The following is a 15,644-nucleotide window of genomic DNA, read 5'->3' on the forward strand; positions in this document are numbered from 1 at the left end:
TCCTTGCTGATTAAGCACTAAAACTTGTAAAATCAATTTCATCCCATGTTACAACTTTTATTAGTCCCTGAGCAGATTGCCCTGAACAGGTGGCACTAACTATAAAACTACCTTGAGTCAAATTGGGAATTGAATGCCGTTGATTAGTTGAAAAAGACTGATCAGAGTAAACCGTTTCGTTGGTAGTAATGTTGGTAATCTCTACCGCAACGGTTGGATGAAATGCAAATACTGTTACCTGTGGGAGATGATCACTGATCCATGTATTATTCTTCTTGGGTACTCTTAACCCTCCTGAAAAACTAATAGATAGCGATGTTTTCGGTTGTAGTTCATTTTTCAATTCTGCTGATTGAATAAATACTGCATCCCATGCTTTAGAAAGGACTTGACACTGATAAACTTCATACCAATCTGAGTTATCACCAAAAACTAGATATTTTGTATCACGATCGCCTTCCCATTGAATTAGGTTTTCATCTCTCAATCTTTGTAAATCTGTAAATAGTGATTCCCTGAAAAGGATAATAAACTGCTCTCCCAATTTTGGACTACTCCAGCTAGCATATACCCCTGATTCAGGGTTATCTGGATCGGGCACTAAAATCCAAAAGTCTCGCTTGGGTAAAATTAACTTCTCAGCTTGGGCATTGGGATTTATCTGATATGTTCCGCCGTTAGATATTTCTTGTCTCGACAAAGGTTGTCCGATCGGTAAATACCAGCCCGCTCTGTCTTCTCGTAAATCCCATCGTTCTCCATTGGCTTCTACTGTTAATGAACCAAGCGATCGCCCTTTTTGTTGCTTTGGATACAGGTAGTACTCAATATTTCCCAAAAAATCCTCAGTGCGATATATCCCTGCGTACAACTGGCGACTCCACTCTCTACGCTTTGTTCTACCGGTTAAGGTGTTTGGTGATCCTTCCGCCAGCCAGTCTTCGTAGGTTTCATGAATTACCTGAGCTACTGATTCATAGCGACTACGATCATCTATTAACTTTTTGAGATGCTGGGTAAATGTTGAGTATTCATTAGCCACTTTCGTAAATAATGTTTGCTCATCCCATCTTGTTTGCCATTGTTTTTCATGAAAGAGTCTTCTCAATCGATCCTTATCTGCATTACGAAGCAATGACTGGGATATTGGATAGTTAATGTATTTTCTTTGTTTACTAGAACCCTCTTCAGCTGTTGGGATAAAGCCTTTTTGAAACAACCAGCTATTCCATTCTTTCCACAAATATATTTCAGGAGCATCTTCATTAGGCCTTATTTGTAGCCCCTTTGGTCTAGATTGTCTATCCTCAGGAAGGCACAGGATTTTGCGAAACCTAGAAAAATAATTTTTCTCATCTAACTTATTATCTTCATCATCCGCCATTTCATTGGCTGCTAAAACCATAATCCCTAAAAATGCAACTCCAAGAGGGTAACCCGATTTGTCCGAATAAGACACAGTGCTTAGGTCTATTTTTTCACCTTTGACTACTCGACTTCTTACAACATTGCAGAAGCTTATAGCCCAAGATTCATGTTCACACTTTTGGGAAAAAGAACTGCCAATTTTTTCTAAGCTATCACTATCTAGGCTCAGGTAAATTTTTGTGCCGTAAGGTACATTTTGGGTAAAGTAGTTGATGAGAGCAGTATTCCAGTCAGAGTAGGTAACCATGAGACCAATATTTCTTTCATTCCTATTGGTATGTTTTTCTTGCTTTACTCTTTACTTAAGAAATGTAGGCATTGATAATGAGCAACCTTAGAAGATGGATTTGAATAATCTCTAAACGGCTGACCTGATCGACTACCTTTTAGTAAATCTTGACCAGAATAAATTAAGCTGTAGCCACGGATTGATTTAGGTCGAGAAACCCCTACAACATTTGTTCAACACGTTCAACATTATAGTCTACCTCTGCATAGCCCCAAAAGTTGACCAGTATAGAGCTTGGTGTTACTGAGTCATACAGTCTTAACGCTTGAAAAAGATGTTCTAGAAAAATTCTATGGTCAAACGATCTGATTTGAGGCAGAAATATTGAATCTTGCAACAAAAATTAACATATCAAGTGACAATCAGACCGGCTTGTCAATCAAAGTGCCAATGTTATTCCAATGTTATTATTGTATTATCGAATACCGGTTAGTACCCTAAGTAGCTGTAGCTGCTAGTTAAAGCCACTTTGCGTCAATAATTGTGACAGTTTAATTTAAAAGAATAACTCTGACCGTTGTACGGCAAGTCACATCTGCATTGACTAGCTAAACAATTGTGCTATTCGAGGTCTGGCAACCCTATAGCTACTTCAGCCATGATATTTAGATACGTTTGGGAATAGCCCATGTCCGATTGTGGTTGCCACATCGAAGCAAGAAATGCGGCGGAGCGCAAAACCCTGCGAATTGTGCTGCTGATCAACGTGCTCATGTTTTTTGTGGAGGTGATTACTGGCGTCCTTGCCCAGTCCACTGCCTTGATTGCTGATTCTCTTGATATGCTGGCCGATGCTCTCGTCTATGGCCTCTCCCTCTATGCCGTGGGGCGATCGCTCAAGCAGAAAACCCGTGCAGCAAGTCTAAGTGGCCTGTTTCAAATAACGCTAGCCGCCCTAATTTTGCTGGATGTGATCCGTCGCTTTGTCAGCGGTAGTGCCCCAGAGGCAGATTGGATGATGGCGATCGCCCTCCTTGGGCTAGTAGCCAATACTTGCTGTCTGTATCTGATTGCCCAACATCGGCGGGGGGAGGTGCATATGCGGGCGAGCTGGATTTTTACCCAAAACGATGTCATTGCCAATGTCAGCGTGATTGGAGCAGGGGCGCTAGTGGTCGTTTTTCAGTCTCCTTATCCTGATTTGATTGTGGGGTTTGGCATCGCCAGCCTTGTGCTTTGGGGCGGGATTCGCATTATTCGGGATGCAAGGCAAGCAGGGATGAGTACCCCTGTAGAATAGGTAGGGTTACCCTTTGGGAGAGGCTTTCTGTGAGCACACCCGCGATCGCCATTATTGACTACGATATGGGCAACCTGCATTCCGTGAGTAAAGCCCTTGATGTGGTGGGGGCAATGCCCTTAGTGAGCGATCGCGCCAGTGACATTTGTGCTGCGGATGCCGTGGTTCTCCCCGGTGTCGGTGCCTTTGACCCCGCCATGACCCATCTCCACGAGCGGGAACTGGTGCCTGTCATTCAGCGGGTGATTCAGCAGGGGATGCCCTTTTTGGGGATTTGTCTGGGTCTGCAAGTCTTGTTTGAGTGCAGTGAAGAAGGCAGAGAACCCGGCCTTGGTATTTTTGCGGGGAAAGTCAAACGCTTTCAATCTGAACCCGGTCTCCCCATCCCCCACATGGGCTGGAACCAACTGACCTTGACGCAACCCGCCTGTCCCCTCTGGCAGAATTTACCGCCAACCCCTTGGGTGTATTTTGTTCACTCCTACTTTGTCGCCCCTGAGGATCCAGAGTTAGTGGCCGCCACCGTCCGTCATGGTCAGCAAACTGTCACAGCCGCGATCGCCCGCACCAATGTCTTTGCTTGTCAATTTCACCCCGAAAAGTCGGGCAAGATCGGCCTGCAACTACTGCGCAACTTTGTCACTCTCGTCAAACACCAGTATGGCCATTTTAATCAAGAATGAGATATTATCCAGTCCAATAATTGCGAATCAGCTCATCACACCGTTCTTGCTAGCGCATCTGTTTTTTTCGGGTGATGCCCATCTGATTGAGGGTGTAACCAACGGTGGAAACTTGTACCCCAAATCGCTGGGCACGATCGATTAAACGGTCATCGGGATGCTTTGAGTCGCTTCACTGATTTTGCCGCCTTGCTTGATATTAGGAGACAACCCGCTCTCGTAAGTCCGAGCTATAGCTCATAAGGGAGTCAGGGGGCATGGGCTAAGCATAGAAATCAAGCCAATCAGACACTTCCCCAAGGTCAGTCCTGATAAAACCGCGTCCGCTTCAGCTCTTCAGTCGTAAACCCCAGCATCCGCAGCACCTCCTCGCGACTTAGTGTGGTGAACTTGTACAGGACAGTTGTTATGATTAACTCTATTATGGCTTGCTGCTTCAGGTCTGTTTCTGTCTGACTCCGCTGCGCAAGTAATCGATTGGGATAAATGACCACGGCTTGCCCATCAGAGAAGGTCTGGCGATACAGACGCAAATAGAGAAAGACTTCAGCAAAGAAGCGTTCGTAGAAGGTATTATCTCTTTGAAACTGGACTTCACAAAAATAAGGGATCAGGGGGGACAAAGACACCGTCAATGCGGAAGGCGGTTTGCTTGAGTTCAACGGAGTCAAAGCGGTAGCCCCTAGGATAGTCAATTCCAAGCAGCTCAAAGAGCGTCTGAGGCAGTTGAGCAAAAGTTGGTAAAAGAGGGAGTCGCGGCGCATGGGCTAGGGAATATATCACGGGAGCATGGATTAAAGCAGGCCGCGATAGCGAATAAATGTCAGCACTGCCGCCCACGACCCCAAAGCCACTTTCAGGGCAATGAGGATATTCAGCCAAGGAATCCAGCCACCACTGAGGAGCGTGCCAAACTGACCCGCCGGCAAGGCCACCCCCATCAACAGGCTGGCACCGCAGAGAATGAAAACAATCACGGAGATTTTTTCCCATCTGGCGGCATGGAAGCGACGATAGATGCTTTCTAGCCATTCTGGAGCTGAGGTAATGGCCACAAGCCCGATCGCCGTCCCGCCAGCAACGCCAGCCGCAAATCCACCCCCCGGACTCAGGTGCCCCCGCAAGGCCAACTCAATACACACAAGGGAGCAAATGGTGGCGCCAAATCTTGCCAAAACAATCGAGGGCTGATCATTAAAGCGGCTAACGTGGCCAAGGGGTTTTTCATTGCTGAGTAGATACTGTGCCCCCATGATGGCAAGAGTGAATACCACCACTTCAAAAATGGTGTCGTACAGGCGATTGCGCAAAATCACAGCCGTAACGGCATTGGGAATGCCACTCTGGTTAACAAGGGTTTCGACAATGGGAAGCGTTGGTACCGCAGGTAGGGTGGGGATCATCAGCATTTTCACCAGCAGCAGCACTGCCGCAATGCCATAGAGCCAAATCATGTCGCTGACTCCTCTTCACTGGGCAAGGGGTAATACACGAGTTCTGTGAGATTGGTGAGCTGGGGCTTGAGGATGGTGTAAAGGCGTGCTACACGGGTCATCGTTAATAATTGAGTGGTTTCTTCAGCACATAGGGCATGAATCTCGCGATCGCGGAGCGCTATTTTAAGTTGCTCAAAGGTGGGATAAATGATTAATTCAACACGCAAATGATAGGGAGCAACGGCTTCACGAATGGCTGCCAGTAAGTGATCCAAGCTATCGCTGGAGAGTGCCGAAGCTAAGATGCCCAATCGCAGCACCAAGGAAGAGCGTACTGCAACGGCGTAGAGCATAATTGAGAGCATTGTTCCCACAAGGGCTTCGGTCAGCGCCACATCGGCAGCGCCGAGAATGGCATAGAGCAGGGCCGCCACCGCACCAATAATGCCACGAATGACAAGGGCGTGGTAGGGATTCTCCTGAAACACCAGCATCAGAGCCGTTAGAGGCAAGAGTGCAGTGACAGCAATGAGCCAGCTATCCATCAGTGTCCTCCCCTTGGGAGCAGTAGGCCAAAACGTAGCCCAGAATGGTGTTCCAGAGGGCGAGGGAGATCAACGCCAAGACCAGAAGCGGCCATTCGCGGGGAATGCGCAGTAACACCCCGATCATGATCGCCATCGAACCTAAGGTATCGGAGACTGACAAAAAATGCAGTTTATAGAGGGGCGATCGCCGACCCACCAGCGGCCATGTTCCCCACAGCCAAAGAAAGAGACCAAAACTAATACAGGCATAACTGATCCACTGTAAAATCACTGACCCCCTCCCTAAAGATTGGCGACATCCCGTAGTCGCCGCAGAATCTGCGCCAAGAGCATCAGGGCACCATTGCCCACACTAAGGATGATCACCCCCACAATGCCAATCATCCAATCATCCCGCTGCACCGACACCAGCAAGATCATAATGGCTGCCTTTGTGGCAATACTGGCAAAGGCCAACATCTTCGACCAGATGTGCTCCCCCTTCCAAGCAGCATAGAGGGGAATGCCCAGAATCAACAGCATGATGACTAAAAAGGCGGTCATTTTTCGGGTCTGCGCTCCACTAGTTGATGCACTTCAAACCAGCCCTCCTCGTCGTAGTGCAGCACGATCGTCTTGGGGGTGAAGGTAATCGTAAAAATATCCAGAAAAATCAGACCGGGGGCACGGGTAGGATCAACGGGTTCACGGACGATCGCCTCATGGCGATGGGGACGCACCATCATTTCAATTGTCTCAAAGTAGGCACGGGGAACAGCCATCGCCACTTTTCCTAGGGTACTCAGCCACTGCCGCAGTGTTGCCACCCCCCCTCGCCCTTGGGGCAGCAGGAGCGAAACCAAAATCCCAATCGCCAGATTGACCAAGCCAAAGTCCGCCGTCAGCAGCAGCCAAATCGTCAGGCGCAGGGCAAAGTTCAAATAATTCATAGCGCTAACCCCACCAAGCCAAGTAAGAGTAACAGCATCACCCCTAGAAGATGCTCTAGGCGCTCCCAAGCCCCTCGCCAAGCGGATTCCCAGCGGGAGACCCCCAAAGCCACTAGGCCACACCCCACCAAGGGCGGCAAAAAGGCGCGTAACAAACTCATGCCACTACTGTAGGCTTCCATGTAGCCGGCATTGGCCAGAAATAGCCCACCCAAGAGCACCATTGTGGCGGCACTATAGCCCATAGGGGTCTTGCTAGGATAGCGGGGCAAAAAGAGGAATTTGCTGTAAATTGTGGCGGTCAAAAAGCCAGCACCATAGAGCAGTCCCTGCTGCCACGGATCAAGGTAACTCAGGGTCAAGGCCTTAGCGGGGAATCCAGCAAGGAAGGGCACACCGATAATGCCATAACCGGCAATAATCAGGGCGATCGCCACTGGGCGCGGCAGACCCTCTTGGCGCAATTCACTAAGACGATAGTGGCACAGTTCCCCCACACTCAAAAAAAGACTGGCCTTGGCTAAGCCGTGCATCAGAGCATACAAACCCGCTGCCGGTGGGGCAATGATCACCCATCCTAGGTGGCCAAGGGTACTAAAGCTGAGCATCCGTCGTACATCATCGGCCACCAAGGCAAATATTGAGCCAAAAAAGATCGAGGCGAGGGCAAACAGCTGCACAATATCGGCAATGTTGCTATGGAGCAGACTGACGCGAGCAAGGCTAAACACCCCAGCATTTTCGACAATGCCGGCCAGGAGAGCAGCAACAATGGGAGCAGCAACGACGTTAGTTTGGGGCAACCAAAGCCCACTAATGAAAATGGCGCCCTTGGCCAACAATGCCATCAAAATCAGCGCCACAGCCTCTGGCGGTGCCTGCATCAGGGCACTAAAGGCAAAGGTATGGTTTGTCTGATAGACGAGCGCCACCCCCATTAGATAAAAGAGCATGGCCACGTTGCTCACCATCAGGTAGCGTAGGCCAATCCAGAGGGGGCGATCGCTACGGGGATAGGCAATCAACAAAAAGACAACAATCCCCAGCACCTCAATATTGACGTAGAGACTGAGGAAATCCGCTGAAATAAAGACGGTGTTGGCACAGCCGTGGAGCAGACACAGCAGCACATAGAAGAACGCTTTATAACCCTCCTGCCACGTATGTAACAGTGCTGCCAAAATGACGAGGGCATTGGTGACAATAAAGTAGCCACTGAGGGGGTCAATGCTCAGGGAAATGCCAAAGCTATCGAGTAGGACAAACGCAGTGTTGACTTGGTTAATGGTGATGCCTAAGCCGACACAGAGGGAAACAAGGGCGATCGCCAGCGGCAGACCCCGCGCTAAGGGGGGCAATAAGTAAAGCGTTAAACCCGCCACAAAGGGCAACAAAATCCAAGCGATCGCCAGCGCCGTCATTGCCGCTCCCTACAGGTACTTTTGATCAATTTCTGGGGTTTCCAACGTCGGGTTATCCCGCGCTAGCTTCATTGCTGCCACCAGCATCAGCGTTTGAATCGAAAGGCCAATCACGATCGCGGTTAAAATCACGGCTTGGGGTACGGGGTCGGCATAGGCAGCATCAAAGGCTCCGCCACGGGCAATGGGCGTGACCAGACCACTGTGGGTGGCAATGACCACAAACAAAGCCACTACGCCGGTGCTCATGACATCCATCGTCACAATCTTCATTAGCAGGTTTTTCTTGACGATCGTTGCTAGAAACCCGACGAGGATAGTGACAAAAACACTGGCTTCCAAGAAAATCATGAGACCCCACCCCCAGACACTCTGGTATTTAGAACAAACTGTAACATTCTGCTTTGCCGTTACACCTTGCCTGTTGCTATAAAACTGCACCGCCGCAACCAACGGTGAGGAACCTTAAGCCCGTCAACCCCCATCTTAACTTTATTCAGATCAATATTAATTCTTTATAGAATAGATTTTTGTCAATAATAGTGTCACAAACTTTATAATTTAGAAAAATGCTTAACAATTTGCAACATTTGGCAAATAGGTATATATTCTTATTCAGATACTTGAACAGAGTACTGGACTCGTCCCTTGGGGGGTTGTCTGATGAATGTCCAATTTCCTTGGCTGACTGTACTGACACTGCTGCCTTTAGTGGCAGCCTTTTTCATTCCCGTATTGCCCGACCGTGAGGGGAAGACAGTCCGCTGGTATGCCCTAGCGATCGCCCTCCTCGAATTTGGCCTCTCGGCAATGGTTTTCTGGCAGCACTACGATGCCCAATCCGCCCAGATCCAAATGGTGGAAACCGTGCCTTGGCTGCCGCAAATCGGCCTGAACTGGTCCCTAGCGGTTGATGGCCTTGCCGTCCCCCTGATGTTGCTGACGGGTCTGGTCAACACAGTGGCAATCTTTGCGGCTTGGCAAGTAAAGCAGAAGCCGCGTTTATTTTATTTCCTGATGCTGGCGCTCTACAGTGCCCAAATTGGCGTCTTTGCCGCCCAAGACCTCATCCTCTTCTTCCTGATTTGGGAATTGGAACTGGTGCCCGTCTATCTACTCATTTCCATCTGGGGGGGAGCCAAACGCCAATACGCCGCTACAAAATTCATCCTCTACACTGCCGTTGGTTCCCTCTTTATCCTCATTGCTGGCCTCGGGATGGCCTTCTATGGGGGGGACTTTACGCTCAGCATGGCGGCCTTGGGTCTCAAGGACTATCCCTTGGCGCTGGAACTGCTGGCCTATGGTGGTTTCCTGATTGCCTTTGGTGTCAAGCTGCCGATTTTTCCGCTACACACTTGGTTACCCGATGCCCATGGTGAAGCCTCGGCGCCCGTGTCAATGGTGCTGGCAGGCGTGCTCTTGAAAATGGGGGGCTATGGCCTGATTCGCTTCAACCTGCAAATGTTGCCGGATGCCCACATCTACTTTGCCCCTGTTCTGATTGCCCTTGGGGTCGTGAATATTGTCTATGGTGCCCTGACTGCTTTTGGCCAAGAAAACCTGAAGCGGCGGCTGGCCTACTCCTCGATTTCCCACATGGGCTTTGTGCTGCTGGGCATTGGTGCCCTCAATGGCATTGGTCTCAATGGGGCGATGCTGCAAATGCTTTCCCACGGTTTGATTGCGGCTGTTCTCTTCTTCTTGGCCGGGGTGACCTACGATCGCACCCACACATTGGCCATGGCAAAAATGAGCGGGATTGCCCAATCCATGCCGAAAACCTTTGCCCTCTTTACTGCTGGCTCTATGGCCTCGCTGGCACTGCCCGGTATGAGTGGTTTTGTCAGTGAACTGACGGTCTTTTTGGGCTTGACCAACAGTGATGCCTACTCCACGACCTTCAAAGTGGGGGTGATTTTCCTTGCCGCTGTTGGGGTGATTATTACGCCCGTCTATCTGCTCTCGATGGTGCGCCGTGTCTTTACGGGCAAACAAGCGGGCGATATGTTTGACAAACTGCTGTTGGACATCAATCCCCGTGAAACCTTCATTGCCCTGTCCCTGTTGGTGCCGATTATTGCCGTGGGGATGTATCCCAAGCTAGCCACCCAAACCTACGATGTGACCACGACAGCGATCGCTAGCCATGTCCATGCGGCTCTGCCGGCGGTAGTGCAGCACCATCTGCCCCTCTATGCCCAACTGACCCAATCCGCCCCCAGCCTAGTTAGTGAAGCAACCGTTGCCGACAGTACCCTCTAGGGGTGAGGGGTGGGAATGCACCGTCTCCAACTGGCAGTTCAGGGCATTCATTGCTAGAGTGGAGTAACGGCATTCCTGCCCTTGGGCAGATTGCATAAACTGAATACGGTGATTCAATAAAGGCTCTATGAGTAATCTCGAGAAACAAATTGAACAAGCCCGCGAGGAAGCCCACAAAATCTGTGACACCGAAGGGGCAACCTCTGGACAGTGTGCCGCCGCTTGGGATGCCCTTGAGGAACTGCAAGCGGAAGCTGCCCACCAACGCGCTGAGCAGCAAGATCACAAAACCTCCTTCCAGCAGTACTGTGATGACAACCCTGATGCTGCTGAGTGCCGCATTTACGACGACTAAGGGTTGAGGGTGTGGGTCGCTGGCAACAGTTGTGGGATCAATTTGCCGCAGCGACGGGTCAGCGGCTCCATGGGGGTAAAGCCCTTGCGGTAGGGGGCGGCAGTATCAACACCACCTATGTGTGGCAACATCCTGAGCAACCCCTCTTTGTTAAATTCAATCGCCCTGAACGTCAGGCCATGTTTGCTGCCGAAGCCAATGCCCTGCGGGCGATCGCCAAGGTTCAAGCGATTCGCGTTCCCCTTCCCCTGCTATGGGGAGTGGTTGAGGACGCGAGTTTTTTAGTGTTGGAATACTTGCCCCTCACCAGTGCCGGAGATTGGTGGCAAATGGGGGTAGAGCTGGCACAGTTGCACCTCAAGAGCACTGGCGATCGCTATGGCTGGTCGGAGAATAACACCATTGGTGCCACTCCTCAAATCAACCCTTGGTCAGACAACTGGGGGGAGTTTTTCCGCGATGCTCGCCTGCGTTATCAGTTTGATCTGGCTCGCCGTCGGGGTGGACACTTTCCCAAGGCGGAGCAGCTCCTAGCAGCCATTCCAGAACTCCTGAACCATGAGCCAACCCCTACCCTAGTGCACGGCGATCTCTGGTCGGGAAATGCTGCCTTTTGTCGTACGGGGGAACCCGTCATTTTCGACCCCGCCAGTTACTATGGCGATCGCGAGGTGGACTTGGCCATGAGTGAACTCTTTGGTGGCTTTCCTGCGGCCTTTTATGAGGGCTACAACGCCACCTATCCCTTAGCGGCTGACTATAGGCAACGGAAAACCATCTACAACCTGTACCACATCCTCAATCACTTCAATCTCTTTGGCGGCAGTTATGGGACTCAAGCCCAGTACATGATTGAGCAGATCCTTTAACTACAAGCTGCCCTGTGGAACAGAACGTTTGCCAAAGCACTCTAAAATCAAACAGTGCTCCCTCGCCTCACATCCCTGTAGTATCGTGGAGTGCATGGCTTCAATTTTTGAGTGTTTGCGAGATTCCTTCCTATGTCCGATGGCAAAGTGCCACCCACAAATGCTTCTACCCCTGAATCAGTGACAGCCAAGGCCGAAAAGACGACAGAACCTTGGTGGCTGGAGATGGCCAAAACCTTGGGGCTGGCTGCTCTCTTGGCCTTTGGTATTCGTACCTTTGTAGCAGAAGCGCGCTATATTCCCACCAGCTCGATGGAAGAAACCCTGCTGATTAACGATCGCCTGATTATTGAAAAGATCAGCTACTATTTCCATGCCCCCCATCGCGGCGACATTATTGTTTTCAATCCAACTCCGGCCTTGCAACAGGCAGGCTTTCGTGATGCCTTTATCAAGCGGGTGGTGGGCTTGCCTGGGGATCGCGTGGAACTCCGCCAAGGGCGCGTCTATATCAACAATCAACCCCTACCCGAACCCTATCTAGCTCCCTCGACATTGACCTCCGTCGATACCTGTGCCGGTATTCAGCCCTATCTGGCTCAACCGCAGGTGATTCCTGCCAACAGCTACTTGGTCTTGGGGGATAACCGCAATAACAGCTTTGATGGCCGCTGCTGGGGCGTGGTACCGCGCAATTACATTATTGGTCGTGCGGCGATTCGCTTTTGGCCCCCCGATCGTTGGGGGTTGATTACCGATCCCAAGGAACCGCAACAGTGAGGCAAACCCTGCGCACCGAGGTACTCGTTGTGGGTGGTGGCACAGGGGGGGTAGCTGCTGCTTTAACGGCGGCTCGCATGGGAGCGCAAACGGTGCTTGTCAGTGAAACGCCGTGGCTAGGGGGCATGCTCACCAGTGCTGGGGTGGCGGCGCCCGATGGCAATGAACTCATGGCGTGGCAAACCGGGCTGTGGGGTGAGTTTCTGCGGGCGATCGCCCAACGCCAAGTGGGGGGGCTAGATCATGCTTGGGTGAGTTTTTTTACCTTTGAGCCAAAGGTCGCCGCTGATCTTTTTGCCGAGTGGGTCAAGGCAACCCCCAACCTGACGTGGCTTGTCGGTGAACTTCCCCAAGCGGTTTTGCGCCAAGGCGATCGCGTCCTCGGGGTGGAATTGACCACCCTCACCCTCCATGCCCAAATCACGATTGACGCCACAGAACTCGGGGATCTCCTTGCCTTGGGGGAAATTCCCCATCGCTGGGGGTGGGAGTGGCAGGCAGACACCCAAGAACCCTCAGCCCCCCCAGCACCCACAGCCTTGACTCAAACCTATCCCGTTCAAGCCCCCACATGGATTGTCGTTTTACAGGACTACGGTGAGGGTGCCACTGCCCCAGAGATTCCCCCTTCTCCCCTTTGGGATGAGCACAAGTTTAACGGTGCTTGGGCAGGCTATGACCCGCTGCACTTTCTCAACTATGGCCGCCTGCCGGGAAACCGCTTTATCCTCAACTGGCCGCAGCAGGGGAATGACTATGGGGTGGGTCTGGAACGGCTGATTGGCTCTGCCCAAGAGCGACAGGCCTTTTGCCAAGAGGCACGCTGGCACGCCCAAGATTTTGCCCGTTATGTGCAGCAACAGTTGGGTCGCCGCTATGGTTTAGCGGAAGAGACGTTTCCCCAACTCCCTGACCAACTGGGGGGCGGTGCCTATGCCCTCCATCCCTATTACCGCGAAAGTCGGCGCCTGATGGGTGTCACCACAATTCACGAGCAGGATATTCTCCCCACTGCACCACCGCCCGTTGATGCCCAAGGTCACTACACGGGCATTGCCATCGGCAACTATCCGAACGATCACCACTATCCGGGGATGGAACTCCCCCTTGTCCCTAAGTCCATTCGTTGGGGCGGTCGTTGGACGGGGACGCCCTTCGTGATTCCCTATACGTCGTTGATTCCCCAGACGGTAGAGGGCTTTCTAGTGGCAGAGAAAAATATCTCGGTGACCCATATTGCCAATGGTGCCACTCGCTTGCAACCGCTGGTAATGGGCATTGGACAGGGGGCAGGGTGGCTAGCCGCCACAGCCATTCGCCAAGGGAAATCGCTGCACCAACTGGTGGGCACCCTTGATCTGAAGCCCCTGATTCAGGAGTGCCGACAGGCAATCTTTCCCTTCTTTAACCTGGCGCCGCAACATCCCGAATGGGAAGCTTGGCAACTCCAGACACTCAATACATTTGATCCCACAGTTCCCCTACCGCCGACGGTGGCGATCGCCCAACCGACACCCATGATCGTGAGCGCCGGCATGCAAACGGTTAGCGGCGAATTTGTGAAACTAGGGGAACAGGCGTATCAACTCCGCACGGATCAGTGGTCTTGGCCTTTGGTAACACTCCACCCCACCGTCAACGAGCAACTGCAAACCTATCAAAGTGGGCAGCGAATCACAGTAACGGGGTTTATGAACCCCTACGCCCCTTGGATTCGGGTGGCGTGCGTGGCCTAAGTTTCGCAGCTTAGCTCCCCAAGGCGTTGATTAAAACGCAGATTCTCACTGTAGTCCACGGGGACATCAATAATGCTGGGCACAGACTGCGCAAGGGTAGTTTTCAACGTTGGGATAAAATCAGCGGTGGCTTCAATGCGATACCCCTTGAGTCCCATGCTCTCGGCCAACTTGACAAAGTCTGGGTTACCAAAGTGGACATAGGCAGATTCACCAAAGTAGCGCTGCTGCTTCCACTCGATGAGGCCATAGCCGCCGTCATTAAAGACGATGGTTGTAAAGTTGGTTCCTATGCGCAGCGCGGTTTCCAGTTCTTGGCAATTCATCATGAAGCCGCCATCGCCGGTGACTGCCACCACATGCCGCTGCGGATAGACTAATTTCGCCGCTATTGCCCCTGGTACGGCAATCCCCATTGCGGCAAAGCCATTGGAAATCAGGCAGGTATTGGGGCGATCGCAATGGTAGTGACGGGCAATCCACATCTTGTGGGCACCCACATCAGAAATGACGATATCCTCTGGCCCCATGACTTGACGCAGGTCGTAGATGAGCTTTTGCGGCTTGACGGGAAAACTCTCATCTTGGGCATATTGGCAGTAGTCCGCCACAATGTCTTGGCGCAGTTGCACGGCATAGGGGGTGGGCTTATCTTGGCGATCGGCCCGCTTGAGAATTTCATAGAGGGAATCAGAAATATCTCCCACCACCTCAATCACAGGAATATAGCTGCTGTCAATTTCGGCATGGGTGGCCGCAATATGGATAATGGGCAAGCGGCCATCGGGGTTCCAGCTTTTCGGGGAATACTCAATCAAGTCATAGCCAACGGCAATCACTAAGTCAGCATGATCAAAGCCGCAGCTAATGTAATCCCGCTGCTGGAGTCCCACCGTCCACAGGGCAAGGGAGTGCTGATAGGGAATGACCCCTTTACCCATGAAGGTATTGGCCACGGGGATATTCAGCTTTTCGGCAAAATGGGTGAGGGCAGCGGCAGCGTGGGCACGAATAGCGCCATTCCCCACTAAGATCAGGGGGTTCTCAGCAGCATTGATCAGTTCAGCGGCCTTGAGAATGCTCTGGAACGAGGCATAGGTTTTTTCGGGCGGGCTAGGCTTGAGGGGATAGCCCTCAGCTTCCATGGCGGCAATGTTTTCGGGCACATCAATGTGAACCGCCCCTGGCTTTTCATTCTGGGCAATCTTAAAGGCCTTGCGGACAATTTCTGGCGTAATGCTGGGGCGGACAATCTGGGCATTCCATTTGGTTACCGGGCTAAACATGGCCACCAAGTCTAGATATTGGTGGGACTCGATGTGCATGCGATCGGTGCCTACCTGCCCTGTAATGGCCACAAGAGGAGCACCATCGAGGTTAGCATCGGCAACACCGGTCATTAAATTCGTAGCACCGGGACCGAGAGTAGAAAGACACACCCCCGCTTTGCCGGTGAGACGACCATAGACATCGGCCATAAAGGCCGCCCCTTGTTCATGGCGGGTGGTGATAAATTGAATGGGGGAGCGACGCAGCGCTTGCAGGACATCAAGATTTTCTTCCCCCGGCAGACCAAAAATGTATTCTACGCCTTCATTTTCAAGGCATTTCACGAGTAATTCGGCGGTATTCATAAGGATGGGCGATCGCGGGCACTACTCCCTA

Annotated in this window: 19 protein-coding genes; 7 read left to right on the forward strand and 12 right to left on the reverse strand. The window is 51.5% G+C overall.

Annotated features, from left to right (window positions below):
* Positions 1-10: 10 nt before the first annotated feature.
* The gene (locus RHH27_RS12390) at positions 11-1,675 is read right to left on the reverse strand and encodes a hypothetical protein (protein WP_302678422.1); all 1,665 of its coding nucleotides are present in this window, start codon (positions 1,673-1,675) and stop codon (positions 11-13) included.
* 670 nt (positions 1,676-2,345) lie between these two features.
* Between RHH27_RS12390 and RHH27_RS12395 the strand changes: the two genes are divergently transcribed.
* Complete coding sequence (locus RHH27_RS12395) at positions 2,346-2,957, forward strand: cation diffusion facilitator family transporter (protein ID WP_302678423.1); 612 nt, start codon at positions 2,346-2,348, stop codon at positions 2,955-2,957.
* A 65-nt stretch (positions 2,958-3,022) separates the two neighbouring features.
* Positions 3,023-3,640 carry an imidazole glycerol phosphate synthase subunit HisH gene (hisH, locus tag RHH27_RS12400; RefSeq protein ID WP_399373403.1) on the forward strand — a complete coding sequence of 206 codons (618 nt, stop codon included), beginning with the start codon at positions 3,023-3,025 and terminating at the stop codon, positions 3,638-3,640.
* Positions 3,641-3,689: 49 nt separating this feature from the next.
* On the opposite strand, the gene RHH27_RS13415 is transcribed toward hisH, so the two are convergent.
* The 10 genes from RHH27_RS13415 to RHH27_RS12440 form a co-directional block, all read right to left on the reverse strand.
* Positions 3,690-3,782: an IS630 transposase-related protein gene (locus RHH27_RS13415; protein WP_399373406.1), complete on the reverse strand. Its 93-nt coding sequence runs from the start codon at positions 3,780-3,782 to the stop codon at positions 3,690-3,692.
* Between the two features lie 160 nt (positions 3,783-3,942).
* A complete protein-coding gene (locus tag RHH27_RS13420; protein ID WP_399372959.1) occupies positions 3,943-4,263 on the reverse strand; it encodes a DUF2887 domain-containing protein in 321 nt (106 codons plus the stop codon).
* The gene (locus RHH27_RS13425) at positions 4,235-4,423 is read right to left on the reverse strand and encodes a DUF2887 domain-containing protein (protein ID WP_399372961.1); all 189 of its coding nucleotides are present in this window, start codon (positions 4,421-4,423) and stop codon (positions 4,235-4,237) included. The genes RHH27_RS13420 and RHH27_RS13425 overlap by 29 nt, the downstream gene beginning before the upstream one ends.
* Before the next feature lie 11 nt (positions 4,424-4,434).
* A complete protein-coding gene (locus tag RHH27_RS12410; protein WP_302678425.1) occupies positions 4,435-5,094 on the reverse strand; it encodes a Na(+)/H(+) antiporter subunit B in 660 nt (219 codons plus the stop codon).
* A complete protein-coding gene (locus RHH27_RS12415; RefSeq protein ID WP_302678426.1) occupies positions 5,091-5,621 on the reverse strand; it encodes a DUF4040 domain-containing protein in 531 nt (176 codons plus the stop codon). Before RHH27_RS12415 ends, RHH27_RS12410 begins: the two co-directional genes overlap by 4 nt.
* Positions 5,614-5,892, reverse strand: a complete 279-nt coding sequence (locus RHH27_RS12420; protein WP_181496944.1) for a monovalent cation/H(+) antiporter subunit G — start codon at positions 5,890-5,892, stop codon at positions 5,614-5,616. The genes RHH27_RS12415 and RHH27_RS12420 overlap by 8 nt, the downstream gene beginning before the upstream one ends.
* Positions 5,893-5,906: 14 nt before the next feature.
* Positions 5,907-6,167 carry a hypothetical protein gene (locus RHH27_RS12425; protein ID WP_181495024.1) on the reverse strand — a complete coding sequence of 87 codons (261 nt, stop codon included), beginning with the start codon at positions 6,165-6,167 and terminating at the stop codon, positions 5,907-5,909.
* Positions 6,164-6,553 (reverse strand): Na+/H+ antiporter subunit E, encoded by a 390-nt coding sequence (locus RHH27_RS12430; RefSeq protein ID WP_302678427.1) that lies wholly within the window; start codon positions 6,551-6,553, stop codon positions 6,164-6,166. The genes RHH27_RS12425 and RHH27_RS12430 overlap by 4 nt, the downstream gene beginning before the upstream one ends.
* Positions 6,550-7,974: a cation:proton antiporter gene (locus tag RHH27_RS12435; RefSeq protein ID WP_302677392.1), complete on the reverse strand. Its 1,425-nt coding sequence runs from the start codon at positions 7,972-7,974 to the stop codon at positions 6,550-6,552. The genes RHH27_RS12430 and RHH27_RS12435 overlap by 4 nt, the downstream gene beginning before the upstream one ends.
* 9 nt (positions 7,975-7,983) lie before the next feature.
* A complete protein-coding gene (locus tag RHH27_RS12440; protein ID WP_149819866.1) occupies positions 7,984-8,325 on the reverse strand; it encodes a cation:proton antiporter subunit C in 342 nt (113 codons plus the stop codon).
* A 312-nt stretch (positions 8,326-8,637) separates the two neighbouring features.
* Here RHH27_RS12440 and RHH27_RS12445 point away from each other — a divergent pair, with 312 nt between their 5' ends.
* The 5 genes from RHH27_RS12445 (at position 8,638) to RHH27_RS12465 (ending at position 13,979) form a co-directional block, all read left to right on the forward strand.
* Complete coding sequence (locus RHH27_RS12445; protein ID WP_302678428.1) at positions 8,638-10,239, forward strand: NAD(P)H-quinone oxidoreductase subunit 4; 1,602 nt, start codon at positions 8,638-8,640, stop codon at positions 10,237-10,239.
* Between the two features lie 127 nt (positions 10,240-10,366).
* On the forward strand, positions 10,367-10,594 hold the full coding sequence (locus RHH27_RS12450; RefSeq protein WP_011057657.1) for a Calvin cycle protein CP12: 228 nt from the start codon (positions 10,367-10,369) through the stop codon (positions 10,592-10,594).
* An 11-nt stretch (positions 10,595-10,605) separates the two neighbouring features.
* On the forward strand, positions 10,606-11,463 hold the full coding sequence (locus RHH27_RS12455; RefSeq protein ID WP_302678429.1) for a fructosamine kinase family protein: 858 nt from the start codon (positions 10,606-10,608) through the stop codon (positions 11,461-11,463).
* A gap of 132 nt (positions 11,464-11,595) precedes the next feature.
* A complete protein-coding gene (gene lepB, locus RHH27_RS12460; RefSeq protein WP_302678430.1) occupies positions 11,596-12,243 on the forward strand; it encodes a signal peptidase I in 648 nt (215 codons plus the stop codon).
* Positions 12,240-13,979, forward strand: coding sequence for an FAD-dependent oxidoreductase (locus RHH27_RS12465; protein WP_302678431.1), 1,740 nt, complete (start codon positions 12,240-12,242; stop codon positions 13,977-13,979). The genes lepB and RHH27_RS12465 overlap by 4 nt, the downstream gene beginning before the upstream one ends.
* On the opposite strand, the gene RHH27_RS12470 is transcribed toward RHH27_RS12465, so the two are convergent.
* Entirely contained in the window at positions 13,976-15,613 is a 1,638-nt protein-coding gene (locus RHH27_RS12470; RefSeq protein WP_302678432.1) for an acetolactate synthase large subunit, read from the reverse strand. The two genes, RHH27_RS12465 and RHH27_RS12470, sit on opposite strands and share 4 nt — an antisense overlap.
* Positions 15,614-15,644 lie beyond the last annotated feature (31 nt).

The sequence above is a fragment of the Thermosynechococcus sp. PP555 genome (assembly GCF_031583225.1).
Taxonomy (GTDB): domain Bacteria; phylum Cyanobacteriota; class Cyanobacteriia; order Thermosynechococcales; family Thermosynechococcaceae; genus Thermosynechococcus.